Genomic DNA, 12,993 nt, shown 5'->3' on the forward strand with positions numbered 1-12,993 from the left:
TGGTGATCACCCGGAGAGGAGGGAGGACCGGCATGCGGGAACGGCTGTCGGCCGAGCGCGGCGCCAGCGTCGTCGAGTTCGCGCTCATCGTGCCGCTGCTGGTCGTCCTGGTCCTCGGGATCGTCGAGTTCGGCCACGCCTTCCAGGTGCAGGGCACGCTGTCCTCCGCCGCCCGTGAGGGTGCCCGGGTGATGGCGCTGCAGAGCAACCCGGCCGCGGCCCGCGCCGCCGTCCGCGCGGCCGCTCCCACCCTCGACCCGGCGATCAGCGACGCGCAGATCGCCATCTCGCCGTCCGCCTGCCCGACGGCCGCGGCCACCACCACCAACGTGCGCGTGACCATCCGCTACCCGATGCCCTTCCTGACCGGCTTCTTCGGGGCGGACGTCGACCTCACCGGGACGGGGGTCATGCGGTGCAACGGGTGAAGGACCCCGTCCTCCCCACCCTTCGTGGGAGGACCCCGTCCTCCTCACCGCTCGCAGGCTCGCGGCGAGCCCCGGGACGGAGCCTGCCCGGGACAGGGCCCCGGAGGCGCCGCCGCACCTGGCGCCGGCCGGCCGGCGAGCGCGGCGCCGCCGCGGTCACCCTGGCCTTCCTGCTCGTCCCGCTGCTCGGCTTCACCGCCATCGCCGTCGACATCGGGGCCCTCTACGCCGACAAGGCCCGGCTCCAGGTCGCCGCGGACGCCGCGGCCCTGGCCGTCGCCCGGGACTGCGCCCGCGGGGCCTGCGGCGACATGCAGGCCACCGCCCAGGAGCTGGTCGACGCCAACGCCGGCGCCGGCGCCGGGGCCGGGCAGCCCACCGCCGCCCCGCCGGTGCTGGCGAGCTCGCCCACCCGGGTCACCGTGACCGGCAGCGCCCCCCGCGAGCACTGGTTCGCCCCCGTCATCGGCCACGAGTCCAGCTCGGTGTCGGCGACCGCCACCGTCACCTGGGGTGCTCCCAGCGGGGGGACGGCGATGCTGCCGCTGATCTTCTCCTGGTGCGAGTGGCAGGCCCAGACCGGCGGCGGCATGCCCTCGGGCACCACCGAGCGCACCATCGTGCTGCCCAAGAAGTCCGACACCGGCTGCACGGGCCCCTCGCACCTGTTCGTGCCCGGCGGCTTCGGCTGGCTGGAGTCCGACGGCGGCAACTCCTGCCGGGCGACCACCCGGATGGGCAACCGCTTCGACTCCGAGCCGGGCAACAACCCCTCGAAGGGCTGCGATCCCGAGGACCTCCGGGCGCTCGTCGGCCGGACCGTGCTGCTGCCGATCTTCGACGAGTCCGGCGGCTCCGGGAGCGGCGCCTGGTACCGGGTCTACGGCTACGCCGCGTTCACGATCACCGGCTACCACTTCGCCGGCCAGTACTCCTGGGACAAGCCCTGCGGCGGCAGCCAGCGCTGCATCCGCGGCTACTTCACCCGCTTCGTCGACGCCTCCGGCGCCTTCGACACCAGCCCGGACGCCCCCGACCTGGGCGCCGCCATCCTCCGACTGATCCGATAGGGGCCCGACGTTGAGACGCCGACTGCTGGCCGCCACCGCGGCCCTGGTCCTCGTGGCCGCCGGCACCGTGGTGCTGCTGGCCTACGTCCGCGGCGCGGACGCCCGCGCCCTGGCCGGGGTGCGCACCGTCGAGGTGCTCGTGGTGGACCGGCCGGTCCCCGCCGGTACCCCTGCCGAGGAGCTCGCCGGCCTGGTGCGCACCGACCCCCTGCCCGCCAAGGCCGCGGTCGAGGGCCGGGTCGCCGACCTCGACGACGTGGCGGGCCAGGTGACCACGGTCGACCTCCAGCCCGGCGAGCAGCTGCTGGCCGGCCGGTTCGCCGCACCCGGCGACCTGCAGGCGCCCGGCACCGTGCCCGTGCCCGAGGGGCTGTCGGAGGTGAGCCTGCTGCTCGAGCCGCAGCGGGCCGTCGGGGGTCGGGTGGCCGCCGGCGACACGATCGGGGTCTACCTCTCCATGACCCTGGAGAACGAGGGCGGCAAGCGGATCGCGGTGACCCACGCGACGCTGCACGACGTCCTGGTCACGCAGGTGCAGGGCGCGCCCGTCGCCCCGGCCGAGGGGGAGGCCGAGACCGCCAGCTCGGGCGGCTCGGCCCCCAGCGAGAGCCTGCTGGTCACCGTGGCCGTCCCGGCCCGCGACGCCGAGGTCGTGGTGTTCGGCATGGAGCACGGCACCGTCTGGCTCGCGCTCGAGCCCGAGGGCGCCGACAGCTCCGGCACCAAGGTCGTCACCCAGGGCAACGTGTACGGCGACCTGCTGGCCGCGCTGGGCGGCGTGTACGGGGAGTCGGCCAAGTGAGCCGCGTCGTCCTCGCCGGCGCCGGTGACGACCTGCGTGCCCGGGTCTCCTCGGCCGTGGACGGCGACGTCCAGGACCTCCCGCCCGGCCGGCTGCCCGCCGACCCCGCCCGGTTCTTCGAGCTGCTCGCCGGCGGCGAGCTGCCCGACGTCCTGCTCGTCGGCCCGCTCGTCCCGGCCCACGAGGTGCTCACCCTGGCCGGGCGGCTGGACGTGCAGTGCCCCGGGATCAGCGTCGTCCTCGTCGCCGAGCCCAGCCCGGAGATGTGGCAGGCGGCCATGCGCGCCGGCATCCGGGACCTGCTGGCGCCCGGCGCCGACCCGGCCGAGATCGCCGCGGCCGTCGACCGGGCCGGCGCGGCCGCCGCGGACCGGCGCCGCGTGCTGCGGCCGCTGGAGGAGACCGCCCGCTTCACCGGGCGCGTCATCACCGTCGCCTCGCCGAAGGGCGGGGTGGGCAAGACGACGGCGGCGACCAACCTCGCCATCGGGCTCACCGCGGCAGCCCCCCAGTCGACGGTGCTGGTCGACCTCGACGTGCAGTTCGGGGACGTCGCCTACGCCCTCGGCCTCGTGCCCGAGTACACGCTTCCCGACGCCGTCCACGGCCCGGCGAGCGAGGACACGATGGTCCTCAAGACCTTCCTCACCCAGCACCCGAGCGGGCTGTTCGCCGTCTGCGGCTCGGAGTCGCCGGCGGCCGGCGACACCGTGACCGGCGAGGACGTGACCCGGCTGCTGGCCGCGCTGTCCCGCGAGTTCCGCTACGTCGTCGTCGACACCGCGCCGGGGCTCTCGGAGCAGACGCTGGCCGCCATCGACCGGGCGACCGACGTGATCATGCTCAGCAGCATGGACGTGCCCGGTGTCCGCGGCCTGCGCAAGGAGATGGCGGTGCTCGGTGAGCTGGGCATGATCCCGGCCGGCCGGCACGTGGTCATGAACCTCGCCGACCCGAAGGGCGGGCTGTCGGTGCGCGACGTGGAGGTCGCGATCGGGTGCGGGGTGGACGTCGTCGTCCCGCGGTCGCCGGCCGTCCCGACCTCGACCAACCAGGGCGTGCCGATCCTCGCCGGCGACCGCAAGGACCCGGCGGCCAAGGAGTTCCGCCGCCTGGTCTCCCGCTTCGCGGCCACCCCGCTGGTCAAGCCCGGCCGCTACCGCGCCAAGCACAGGGCGGCGTCGTGAACCTCGCCTCCCGGCTCGCCGCCGCCAAGGGCCGGCCGGCCGACGCCGACGTCGCCCCGGTCCCGCTGCAGAAGCCGTCCCCGGCGTCGCCGCCGGCCGTCCCGGCGCCGCGGCCCGTGACCCCGGCCGCACCGGCACCCCCGACCGACGCGCTCACCCGGCTCAAGGACCGCGTCGCCAAGGCGCTGTTCGAGCGCATGGGCTCGCGGATGAACGACCCCTCGCTGTCGGAGGAGCAGCTGCGCGGCATCGTCCTCGGCGAGCTGGACGTCGTCGTCGACGAGGAGAAGGTGCCGCTGTCGGCCGACGAGCGGGCCCGCCTCACCGCCGAGCTGGCCGACGACGTGCTCGGGTTCGGCCCGCTGCAGAAGCTGCTCGAGGACGCGTCGGTCACCGAGATCATGTGCAACGGCCCCGAGATGGTCTACGTCGAGCAGGGCGGCAAGCTGGTCCGCAGCGGCGCCCGGTTCACCTCCGAGGAGCACCTGCGCCGGGTGATCGACCGCATCGTGTCGAAGGTGGGCCGCCGGATCGACGAGTCCAGCCCGATGGTGGACGCACGCCTGGCCGACGGCTCCCGGGTCAACGCGATCATCCCGCCGCTGGCGTTCAGCGGCTCCACGCTGACCATCCGCAAGTTCGCCAAGGACCCGTTCGGCGTCGACGACCTCATCGGCTTCGGGACCCTCTCCCCGGAGATGGCCGAGCTGCTGCAGGCCTGCGTCGACGCCCGGCTCAACATCATCGTCTCCGGCGGCACCGGCACCGGGAAGACGACGCTGCTCAACGTCCTCTCCTCCTTCATCCCCGAGGGCGAGCGCATCGTCACCATCGAGGACGCCGTGGAGCTGCAGCTGCAGCAGGAGCACGTCGTCCGGCTGGAGTCCCGGCCGCCCAACATCGAGGGCAAGGGCGCGATCACCATCCGCGACCTGGTCCGCAACAGCCTGCGGATGCGGCCCGACCGCATCGTCGTCGGGGAGTGCCGCGGCGGCGAGTCGCTGGACATGCTCCAGGCGATGAACACCGGCCACGACGGGTCGCTGTCCACGGTGCACGCCAACTCCCCGCGGGACGCGATCGCCCGGCTGGAGACGCTCGTGCTCATGGCCGGCATGGACCTGCCGCTGCGGGCCATCCGCGAGCAGATCGCCTCCGCTGTGGACCTCGTCGTCCAGCTGACCCGGCTGCGGGACGGCACCCGCCGGGTCACGCACGTGACCGAGGTCCAGGGGATGGAGGGGGAGACCGTCACCCTCCAGGACGCTTTCCTCTTCGACTACTCCGCCGGGGTCGACCCGTCGGGCCGGTTCCTCGGCAGGCCGGTCGCCACCGGCGTGCGGCCGCGCTTCACCGACCGGTTCGAGGAGATGGGCATCCGCGTCTCGCCCGCGGTGTTCGGCGTGCCGCAACCGGCGCAGGCGCGGAGGTGGGCCTGATGTCCCCGGCGCTGCTGCTGCTCGGGCTGCTGCTGGTCGCCGGCGGGCTGGCTGTGCTCGCGCTCGGGGTGGTGCCGGCGGGCCCGCGCCGGGTGCCGCTGGCCCGGCTGGACCCCTCGATCGCGCCGCCGCCCAGCTTGCTGGCGAAGATGACCTCGCAGGCGCAGGGCGGCGTCGAGCAGGTGATCGCCCGGCGCGGCGGGCTGACCGGTGGGGTGGCCGCGCTCGAGCGCGCCGGCATCGCGATGTCCCTGTCCGAGGTGGTCCTGCTGGCCGGCCTCGGTGCGCTCTCCCTCGGCGCGGTCGGGTGGCTGCTGGGCGGGCTGCTGGTCGGCGCGCTCCTGGCCCTGGCCGCCCCGCTGGGCGCGCAGGCGGTGGTGCGGTTCAAGGTCGGCCGGCGGCAGGCCCGGTTCGCCGATCAGCTGGACGACGCCCTCCAGCTCATGGCCAGCAGCCTGCGCGCCGGGCACAGCCTGCTGCGCGCGGTCGACGCGGTGGCCGACCAGGCCCCGGCCCCGATCGGCGAGGAGTTCGCCCGGATCGTCAACGAGACCCGGGTCGGCCGCGACCTCGGTGCCGCACTCGACGAGGTGGCCGCGCGCGCGGACAGCGACGACTTCCGCTGGATCGCCCAGGCCATCGCCATCCACCGGGAGGTCGGGGGCAACCTGGCCGAGGTGCTCGACACCGTCGGGCACACCATCCGGGAGCGCAACGCCATCCGGCGCCAGGTGAAGGCGCTCTCCGCGGAGGGCCGGCTCTCGGCCTGGGTCCTCATGGCCCTCCCGGTCGGCATCGTGGCCTTCCTGTCGGTCTCCAGCCCCTCGTACCTCTCGGCCTTCACCGAGTCCCTGGCGGGCTGGGTCATGGTGACCGTCTCGATCGGCCTCCTGGTCGTCGGCGGCCTGTGGCTCAAGAAGACCGTGGCGATCCGGTTCTGATGAGCGCCGTCCCCGCCCCCGTCCTCGCCGCCACGCTCGCGGTGGCCCTCGGCGTCGTCGTGCTCGGCTGGTCGGTGGTCGCCCGGCCGTCGGACGCCGCCGCGCGCTCCCGCGCCAACCTCACCCGCGGCCTCGACATGGCCGGCGGCTCCCGCCCCACCGGTCGCTCCGCCCCCGGGCCGCTCGGCCGGCTGGCCGCGGCGCTCACCCCCGCCGGGACCGTCGTCCGGCTCGACCGGCTGGCCGGCGCGGCCGGCCGGCCGGCGGCCTGGCCGGTTCCCCGGCTGGTCGCCGCCAAGCTGGTCCTCGCTGCGATCGCCGCCGTCCTCGGCCTGGTCGTGCTCGGCAGCCGACCCGGACCGCTGACCGCGCTCATGGCGCTCGTCATCACGGTCGTGGCGTACTTCGTGCCGGAGCTGCTGCTGCACAGCCGCGGGCAGGAACGCCAGCAGGCCATCGGGCTGGAGCTGGCCGACACCCTCGACCAGATGACCATCGCCGTGGAGGCCGGCCTCGGCTTCGAGGCGGCCATGGCCCGGGCCGGCAAGAACGGGCGGGGGCCGCTGGCCGAGGAGCTGGTGCGCACCCTGCAGGACATCGGCGTGGGCCAGCCCCGCCGCGAGGCCTACCTCGCGCTGGCCGAGCGGACCGGGGTGGAGGACCTGCGGCGGTTCATCCGCGCCGTCGTCCAGGCCGACGTGTACGGCGTCTCGATCGCCGACGTGCTGCGCACCCAGGCGCAGGAGATGCGGCTCAAGCGCCGGCAGCGGGCCGAGGAGAAGGCCATGCAGATCCCGGTCAAGGTGATCTTCCCGCTGATGCTCTGCATCCTGCCGGTGCTGTTCATCGTGCTGCTCGGCCCGGCCGTCATGGACATCGTGGGCGCCTTCAGCTGAGCCTAGCGTCGTCGTTCTGGCCGACACGACGGCCGAGTGCCCACCCGTGCAGGGCGAGTGCGACGAACGCGTGGCGATCCGCCGGTGATGGCCACGAGTTCGTCGCACTCGCGACGGCGCTGGTCAGCCGGTGGAGCGGGGCTGGGCCGGGTTGGTCGGGTCGCCCTGGGACGGCGGGTTGACCGCGGGGCCGGTCGTCGCGGTGGACACCTTCGACCCGCCGCGGGCGTGCTGCGGGTCGTCGGCGGCCGAGGCGGCCGGGTCCCCGCCCGAAGGCCGGGCGCCTTCCCGCAGCGACTGCAGACGGTTCTCCATCGCGGTGACGACCTGCAGCCGGTCGGCGTGCGCCCGCTCGTAGTCGAGCAGCGTCGTCAGCCCCTCGGCGTCCAGCGTCCGGATCCGGGAGATCAGGCCGTCCACCGGGAGGTGGTCGTAGTCGGGCAGCGGCAGCTGGTCGTGCTCGGTCATGCGCCAGCGCCTACCCCTGCCCGGCTGATCCGACACCGGGTGTGAGGGCACGGCCGGTGGGTAGGCGGCGGAGGCGGGTGTGCCCGAGACGCGGGCCCCGCAGCACCGTCGTCGACACGAACCGAGGAGTGGTCCCCCTCCCATGGACACGTCCTTCCTGGAGCCGGTCTTCACCGCCCCCGGGCCCTACGCCACCGTGTGCGCCGACGTCACGCACACCACCGAGAACGCCGACCAGGAGCTGGAGCTGCGCGTGCGCGCCGTCGCCGAGCAGCTCGAGAAGGAGGGCGCGCCGGAGGCGGTCGTCGAGGCGGTCCGCGGCCGGCTGCTCGAGGGCAACGACGGCGGGGACGCCGGGACCCTGCGCGGTCGCGCGGTGGTGGTCGCCGCGGATGGCACCGTCGTCCTCGACGAGGTCCTCGCCGACGTGCCCCGCGACCCGGTGGTCGCCTGGTCCCCGCAGCCCCGGCTGCTGCCGGTGCTCAGCCAGCTGGCCGGCCGGATCCCGCACGTCGTGGTGATCGCCGACCGGGTCGGCGCCGACGTCTCGGTCGCCAGCCTCGCAGGCCGCCCCGAGGAGGAGGCGGAGGTCGAGGGGGACACCTTCCACATGCGGAAGGTCAAGGTCGGCGGCTGGGCGCACAACACCTACATGCACACCGCCGAGAACCAGTGGGAGGAGAACGCCGGCCTGGTGGCCGACGAGCTGGCCTCCCTGGCCCGGCGGCTGCCGCTGCGCTTCGTCCTCGTGGCCGGCGACGTCCGCGCCCGCCAGGTCCTCACCGACAAGGCCGAGAAGGCCTGGGCCGACCTGGTCGTGACGATGGAGGAGGGCGGCCGGGCCGCGGGTGCCGACCGCGAACCGGTGACCCGGCGGGCGGCCGAGCTGGTCGCCGAGCACGAGGCCCACGACGAGGCCGACGCCGTCGAGAAGATCGCCTCCGCCGGCGCCCACGGGCTGGCCGTCACCGGCAAGGCCGCGGTCGTCGAGGCGCTGCGCAAGGGCCAGGTGGAGACCCTCGTCCTGGCCGACCGGCAGGACGCCGACGACACGCTGCTCGTGGGGAACTCGCCGCTGGAGCTCGGCGTCGACCAGCACGACATGGACGCCCTGGGCACGCACGGCACCGCCGTCCCCGCCGACGCGGCGCTGCTGTCGGCCACCGTGGCCTCCGCCGCCGGCGTGGTCGTCGTCCCGCGCGGTGCGATGCCGGGGGACATCCCGGTCGCCGCGATCCTCCGCTACACCGACGACTCCACCCCGAAGCCGCAGGGGGTCTAGATGACCGACCCGCACCGGCCCGCCACCGCAGCCGGCACCGACCCGGGTGGCGTGGAGCGCCGCGCCGCGCTCGCCGAGGCGCTCGGGAAAGAGGTCTGGCCGGCCGACCGCGACCGGCTCGTGGCCAGGGTGGAGGAGTCGAACGCCCCCGACCGGGTGCTCGCCGACCTCCGGCGCCTGCCCGGCCGTGAGGAGTTCTCCACCGTCCAGGACGTGGCCCGAGCCCTGGGCATCGGCACCGAACAGGAACGGTTCTGACATGGCCACGCAGAAGCGGCCCAGCCCCGAGGCGCTCGACAACGTCACCGAGGACAACATCGAGACCCGGTCCCAGCTCCTGCCCGAGGAGTCGGCGCTGGCCGGGTCGGGCATGGAGGAGGTCGCCGCCGAGGTGATCCTCGCCGAGTCCGAGGAGCGCACCGTGCACGCCGACCCGGACGACGCCCAGGGCGGGCACCGCCGGTCGGAGGACACCGCCGACCTGCCCTGACCCGCCGGTCGCGCCGCGGCGCCCGGCCTCCGCCCCGACCTGGGGCCGGGCGCCCCGGCGCCGTCCGGTAGGCATGTCGGCATGAGCGCGCACGAGCACTGGGTCCAGCTGCGGTGGTCCGACCCCGACTCCCTCGGTCACGTCAACCACGCCCGGGCGCTGTCGCTCATCGAGGACGCCCGGCTGGCCGTCGCCGAGGGGATCCCCGGGGCCGGCGGCGTCATCCTGGCCCGGCTCGAGGTCGACTACCTGCGCCAGCTCTACTACCGGGCCGGCGAGCGGGTGTGCGTGCGCACCACGACCACCCGGCTGGGCACGAAGTCCTTCACCGTGCGCCAGGAGCTGCACCAGGACGGCGAGGTCGCCATCCGCGCCGACGTCGTCATGGTCGCCTTCGACTTCGCCGCCGACACCAGCCGCCCGCTCAGCGACGTCGAACGGGCCCACTGGGGCGCCTTCGCGGCCTGACCGGACCGCCATGTGGACCCGGCCGCACGCCGGGGTAGGGACCGGGCATGGCCAAGACGACCAGGACCGGCAAGGCGAAGGACGACGAGCTGCCGAGCACCCTGCAGCGCTCGGACGACAAGGCCAAGCGGACCTTCGCCAAGGCGCACGACTCGGCGATGGACTCCTACGACGACGAGCGCCGGGCCAACCAGACGGCCTGGTCCGCGGTCAAGCACACCCACGAGAAGGTCGGCGACCACTGGGAGCCCAAGGAGGGCGGCAGGAAGGGGCCCTCCGATGCCCAGGCCGAGGGCGGGCGGGACACCGACCGCGAGACCAGGGGCGGCGTGGACGCCAACGCGTCCAAGTCCCACCTCTACGACCTGGCCACGGACGCCGGCATCGAGGGCCGCTCGAGCATGAGCAAGGACGAGCTGGTCGACGCCCTGCAGAAGTCCAACGACAGGAAGACGGCGCGGGCCCGGGAGTAGGCCGGGTCACGGTCCGACGAGCAGCAGGTCGGTCTGCCGGTCCCCGAGGTAGCGCACCCCGGCGTCGGTGAGCGCGATGCCCTCCTCGAGGGCCATTCGCACCGGCTGGCCGCCCCACTCCGGCACCGGCACCCGCACGCACAGCTCCAGCGCGTAGACCGTGTCGGGGTGCAGCCGCCGGTCGCCGGCCCCCGGGACGCCGGACTGGTCGTCCCACCGCCCGATGGCCGGCCCCGCACCGTGGCCGTGGAACCCGACCGGGTGCGAGTAGACGTCCCCGTCGATGCCCTCGGCCGCCGCCGCCCCCCGGACCGCGGCGAGCACCTCGTTGCCGGTGCGGCCGACCACCAGCCGGTCGGTGACCAGGTCCTGCAGCCGGTTGCCCGTGGCCAGCGCCCGGCGCAGCCCGTCCGGCGCGGCCCCCTCGCCCGGGCGGAGCACGTAGGCGTTGCGCTGCGTGTCGGTCGCCAGCCCGAGGCTGGTCAGGCCGACGTCGCAGTGCAGCAGGTCCCCGGGGAGCACCGGCTCGTCGTAGGGGACGGCGGGAAGCAGCGCCCCGCCCGCGGCCCGCGGCGGCACCCCGGCCCGCTGCAGGTCGACGACGGGGTGGAACCACGCGTCGGCGCCCAGGTCGGCCAGCCGCTGCCGGATCCACCAGGCGAGGTCGGCGGCCGTGGTCTCGCCGACGACGACGACCGGGGGCCCGAAGGCCGCGGCGATGACCTCGCCGGCCAGCCGGTTCAGGGCGTCGAGGGCGGCGATCTCCTCCGGCAGCCGGGTCTCCAGCCAGCCGACCACCAGCTCCTCGGCCGGGACCAGCCGGTCGGCCCACGGGCCGAGCGCGGCGGTGAGCCGGTCGTGCTCGCTGCAGGAGAGGCCGTCGGCCAGCGCGAAGTCGGCCGACACGTCGATGCCGATCCGGCGCGGTGCGGCCTGCTCGACGATGCGCCGGACCTCGGCCCACTCGTCGCCCTCGGCCACCCGCCGGCCGGGGGACCACGCGGGCAGGAACTGGCCGACCGGGTAGCGGGACACCGCCACCGCGGTGACGCCGTCGTCGCTGCGGTGCAGCACCAGCACGGTGCGCCGGCGCGCGGACAGCCAGGTGGCCGGCAGCAGCGTGGCCAGCACCGGGTCCTCGTTGTACTCCCGGCCGGTGACCAGCCACAGGTCGATGCCGGCGCGGTCCATCAGCACCGGCAGCAGGTCCAGCAACCGCTGCGTGAACCAGCGGTCACGGACGTCGGCCTGGTCGCGCAGCGGCAGCGGCACCGTCCGGGTGGGGTCCGGCGCGGCGAGCGTCATGCGACCAGGGAAGCAGAGAACCGCCGTCCCCACCGGTCGAGCGGAGCGGTCAGACGGGGTCGGCCGCCCGGGCGCCGACGTCCCCCGCCGGGCGCGGGCGGGGCAGGGCGGCGGAGACCCGGTCCCGCCCGGCCTGCTTGGCCTGGTACATCGCGCCGTCGGCCCGGTCCACCAGCCGCCACACGGCCTCGGCGGGGGTCTCCCCGTCCTCCGGTCGGGTCAGCGCGATCCCGATGGAGGCGGTGACCGCGTGCCCGGTCGGGGTCCGCGTCCCCGCGACGGCCGCGCGCAGCCGCTCGGCCAGCCGGCCGGCCTCGTCGGTGTCGCTGACCAGGCCGAGGACGACGAGCTCCTCGCCGCCGATGCGGGCGAGGACGTCGGTGGGCCGCACCGTGGCCGACAGCGACCCCGCCACGGCGCGCAGGACGGCGTCCCCCGCGGCGTGCCCGTGCGCGTCGTTGAGCTGCTTGAAGTGGTCGAGGTCCAGGACCATCGCGGCCACCCGGGCTCCGTCGCGCCGGGCCTGCCGCCACACCCGCGGCACCTGGTCCACCAGGTGCCGGCGGTTGGGCAGGCCGGTGAGCGGGTCCTGGTGGGACAGCGCGCGGGTGGCCCGCAGCAGCCGCTCCACCCGGCGGCGCAGCACGAAGACCCCGCAGGACGCCGCGCCGAGCACCCCGGCGTTCACCACCACCTGGACCGCCAGCGCGCCGGGGGAGTCGATGCTCGGCCAGAGCCCGGCCGCGCAGGCCAGGACCGTCACCAGGAGGTGGACGGCGAGCACCCCGGGGCCGAGGAACCAGGCGGCGACGAAGGCCGGGAAGAGCAGCACCAGCGGCGGGGCGAAGCGGATCGGGTCCTCGATGGTGAGCGCGACGACCACAGAGACCAGGTCGCCGGCCAGCACCAGGGCGGCCACCTGCGCCCGGCTGACCCGCGGCCGGACGACGAGCACCGCGGCCAGGGCCACCAGCGAGACCATGGCCGTGCCGTACACCCAGCGCGAGGTGCCGGGGCGGACGACGCCGTCGAGCAGCAGGTTGAGCACCCCCAGCGCGGCGCCCACCACGAGCAGCGCGGCGAGCAGGAGCGCGGCCACGTGCCGCTCCAGCACGCGCCCGGGCTCGGCGTCGCCCCACCGCCCGTGCGTGTCCGTGCCGGTGCGTCGTCGGTCGATCACGGGTGGAGCATGCCGCATCCGGGCGACGATCCGGTGCCGGAGCTGCGCGGACGTCCGCGGGCCGGGCCGCCCGGGCGGTGGCAGGGTGGTGAGGACCGTCCACCGGGAGGAGTGCAGCGATGTCACAGGGGCCCTGGTTCTTCTGCCTCAAGCACCACACCGTCGAGGACCGGGACGGCTGCGCCGAGCGGCACCGCCTCGGCCCGTACGACACCCGTGAGGAGGCCGAGCACGCGCTGCAGTCGGTGGCCGAGCGCGAGGAGCGGCTGACCGCCGAGGACCGCACCTGGCGCGGCGACTGACCCGCACCGACCCCGCCGGCCGACCCGGGTCGGGCGGCCGGGACCGCCCCGGCATGATCGGCACCGGGCGCCGGAGGGACCGGTCGCCGCGGGAGGTGCCAGGTGGCTGAGGGTCGTTCGGTCGAGGAGCTCGTGGTCGGCGTGCTGGGGGGCACCGGGCCGCAGGGGCGGGGGCTGGCGGTGCGGCTGGCCGCGGCCGGGCAGCGGGTGCTGCTGGGCGGGCGGGACGCCGAGCGGTGCGCCGAGGTGGCCGCGGGGGTGG

At 75.5% G+C, this 12,993-nt stretch carries 16 protein-coding genes and 1 pseudogene; 14 read left to right on the top strand and 3 right to left on the bottom strand.

Annotated features, from left to right (window positions below):
• Nucleotides 1–32: 32 nt before the first annotated feature.
• From D0Z06_RS23505 to D0Z06_RS23535, 7 genes are read left to right on the top strand one after another with little or no spacing between them, the layout of a single operon-like run.
• Entirely contained in the window at nt 33–428 is a 396-nt protein-coding gene (locus D0Z06_RS23505) for a TadE/TadG family type IV pilus assembly protein (protein ID WP_117379972.1), read from the top strand.
• Nucleotides 425–1,498, top strand: coding sequence for a pilus assembly protein TadG-related protein (locus D0Z06_RS27015; protein ID WP_304999768.1), 1,074 nt, complete (start codon nt 425–427; stop codon nt 1,496–1,498). The genes D0Z06_RS23505 and D0Z06_RS27015 overlap by 4 nt, the downstream gene beginning before the upstream one ends.
• Before the next feature lie 10 nt (nt 1,499–1,508).
• Entirely contained in the window at nt 1,509–2,300 is a 792-nt protein-coding gene (cpaB, locus tag D0Z06_RS23515) for a Flp pilus assembly protein CpaB (RefSeq protein WP_117379973.1), read from the top strand.
• The gene (locus D0Z06_RS23520; protein ID WP_117379974.1) at nt 2,297–3,487 is read left to right on the top strand and encodes an AAA family ATPase; all 1,191 of its coding nucleotides are present in this window, start codon (nt 2,297–2,299) and stop codon (nt 3,485–3,487) included. Before cpaB ends, D0Z06_RS23520 begins: the two co-directional genes overlap by 4 nt.
• Nucleotides 3,484–4,926: a CpaF family protein gene (locus D0Z06_RS23525; RefSeq protein WP_117379975.1), complete on the top strand. Its 1,443-nt coding sequence runs from the start codon at nt 3,484–3,486 to the stop codon at nt 4,924–4,926. Before D0Z06_RS23520 ends, D0Z06_RS23525 begins: the two co-directional genes overlap by 4 nt.
• On the top strand, nt 4,926–5,867 hold the full coding sequence (locus D0Z06_RS23530) for a type II secretion system F family protein (RefSeq protein WP_117379976.1): 942 nt from the start codon (nt 4,926–4,928) through the stop codon (nt 5,865–5,867). Before D0Z06_RS23525 ends, D0Z06_RS23530 begins: the two co-directional genes overlap by 1 nt.
• Complete coding sequence (locus D0Z06_RS23535) at nt 5,867–6,763, top strand: type II secretion system F family protein (RefSeq protein ID WP_117379977.1); 897 nt, start codon at nt 5,867–5,869, stop codon at nt 6,761–6,763. Before D0Z06_RS23530 ends, D0Z06_RS23535 begins: the two co-directional genes overlap by 1 nt.
• Before the next feature lie 123 nt (nt 6,764–6,886).
• Here D0Z06_RS23535 and D0Z06_RS23540 read toward each other — a convergent pair whose 3' ends face one another.
• Nucleotides 6,887–7,231, bottom strand: a complete 345-nt coding sequence (locus D0Z06_RS23540; RefSeq protein WP_117379978.1) for a hypothetical protein — start codon at nt 7,229–7,231, stop codon at nt 6,887–6,889.
• A gap of 142 nt (nt 7,232–7,373) precedes the next feature.
• On the opposite strand from D0Z06_RS23540, the gene D0Z06_RS23545 reads away from it, so the two are divergent.
• From D0Z06_RS23545 to D0Z06_RS23565, 5 genes are all read left to right on the top strand, one after another.
• Nucleotides 7,374–8,513 (top strand): baeRF2 domain-containing protein, encoded by a 1,140-nt coding sequence (locus tag D0Z06_RS23545; RefSeq protein ID WP_117379979.1) that lies wholly within the window; start codon nt 7,374–7,376, stop codon nt 8,511–8,513.
• The gene (locus D0Z06_RS23550) at nt 8,514–8,771 is read left to right on the top strand and encodes a DUF2795 domain-containing protein (protein WP_117379980.1); all 258 of its coding nucleotides are present in this window, start codon (nt 8,514–8,516) and stop codon (nt 8,769–8,771) included.
• 1 nt (nt 8,772) lies between these two features.
• On the top strand, nt 8,773–9,003 hold the full coding sequence (locus D0Z06_RS23555) for a hypothetical protein (RefSeq protein WP_117379981.1): 231 nt from the start codon (nt 8,773–8,775) through the stop codon (nt 9,001–9,003).
• Nucleotides 9,004–9,084: 81 nt separating this feature from the next.
• Nucleotides 9,085–9,471: an acyl-CoA thioesterase gene (locus D0Z06_RS23560; protein ID WP_117379982.1), complete on the top strand. Its 387-nt coding sequence runs from the start codon at nt 9,085–9,087 to the stop codon at nt 9,469–9,471.
• 47 nt (nt 9,472–9,518) lie between these two features.
• The gene (locus tag D0Z06_RS23565) at nt 9,519–9,944 is read left to right on the top strand and encodes a ChaB family protein (RefSeq protein WP_117379983.1); all 426 of its coding nucleotides are present in this window, start codon (nt 9,519–9,521) and stop codon (nt 9,942–9,944) included.
• Between the two features lie 6 nt (nt 9,945–9,950).
• Here D0Z06_RS23565 and D0Z06_RS23570 read toward each other — a convergent pair whose 3' ends face one another.
• Nucleotides 9,951–11,249 (bottom strand): M24 family metallopeptidase, encoded by a 1,299-nt coding sequence (locus tag D0Z06_RS23570; RefSeq protein WP_117379984.1) that lies wholly within the window; start codon nt 11,247–11,249, stop codon nt 9,951–9,953.
• A gap of 49 nt (nt 11,250–11,298) precedes the next feature.
• Nucleotides 11,299–12,429, bottom strand: a complete 1,131-nt coding sequence (locus D0Z06_RS23575; RefSeq protein WP_233517924.1) for a GGDEF domain-containing protein — start codon at nt 12,427–12,429, stop codon at nt 11,299–11,301.
• Between the two features lie 119 nt (nt 12,430–12,548).
• Between D0Z06_RS23575 and D0Z06_RS23580 the strand changes: the two genes are divergently transcribed.
• Entirely contained in the window at nt 12,549–12,731 is a 183-nt protein-coding gene (locus tag D0Z06_RS23580; RefSeq protein ID WP_117379986.1) for a hypothetical protein, read from the top strand.
• A gap of 141 nt (nt 12,732–12,872) precedes the next feature.
• A pseudogene (locus D0Z06_RS26630) lies at nt 12,873–12,993 on the top strand (NADPH-dependent F420 reductase); the annotation flags it as partial.

The sequence above is a fragment of the Geodermatophilus marinus genome (genome assembly GCF_003428645.1).
Taxonomy (GTDB): domain Bacteria; phylum Actinomycetota; class Actinomycetes; order Mycobacteriales; family Geodermatophilaceae; genus Geodermatophilus.

Bases quoted from the DNA above. Each gene is read 5' to 3' on its own strand.
- D0Z06_RS23505 (WP_117379972.1), top strand. From the start codon at position 33: ATGCGGGAACGGCTGTCGGCCGAGCGCGGCGCCAGCGTCGTCGAGTTC.
- D0Z06_RS23530 (WP_117379976.1), top strand. From the start codon at position 4,926: ATGTCCCCGGCGCTGCTGCTGCTCGGGCTGCTGCTGGTCGCCGGCGGG.
- D0Z06_RS23535 (WP_117379977.1), top strand. From the start codon at position 5,867: ATGAGCGCCGTCCCCGCCCCCGTCCTCGCCGCCACGCTCGCGGTGGCC.
- D0Z06_RS23540 (WP_117379978.1), bottom strand. From the start codon at position 7,231: ATGACCGAGCACGACCAGCTGCCGCTGCCCGACTACGACCACCTCCCG.
- D0Z06_RS23545 (WP_117379979.1), top strand. From the start codon at position 7,374: ATGGACACGTCCTTCCTGGAGCCGGTCTTCACCGCCCCCGGGCCCTAC.
- D0Z06_RS23550 (WP_117379980.1), top strand. From the start codon at position 8,514: ATGACCGACCCGCACCGGCCCGCCACCGCAGCCGGCACCGACCCGGGT.
- D0Z06_RS23555 (WP_117379981.1), top strand. From the start codon at position 8,773: ATGGCCACGCAGAAGCGGCCCAGCCCCGAGGCGCTCGACAACGTCACC.
- D0Z06_RS23560 (WP_117379982.1), top strand. From the start codon at position 9,085: ATGAGCGCGCACGAGCACTGGGTCCAGCTGCGGTGGTCCGACCCCGAC.
- D0Z06_RS23565 (WP_117379983.1), top strand. From the start codon at position 9,519: ATGGCCAAGACGACCAGGACCGGCAAGGCGAAGGACGACGAGCTGCCG.
- D0Z06_RS23570 (WP_117379984.1), bottom strand. From the start codon at position 11,249: ATGACGCTCGCCGCGCCGGACCCCACCCGGACGGTGCCGCTGCCGCTG.
- D0Z06_RS23580 (WP_117379986.1), top strand. From the start codon at position 12,549: ATGTCACAGGGGCCCTGGTTCTTCTGCCTCAAGCACCACACCGTCGAG.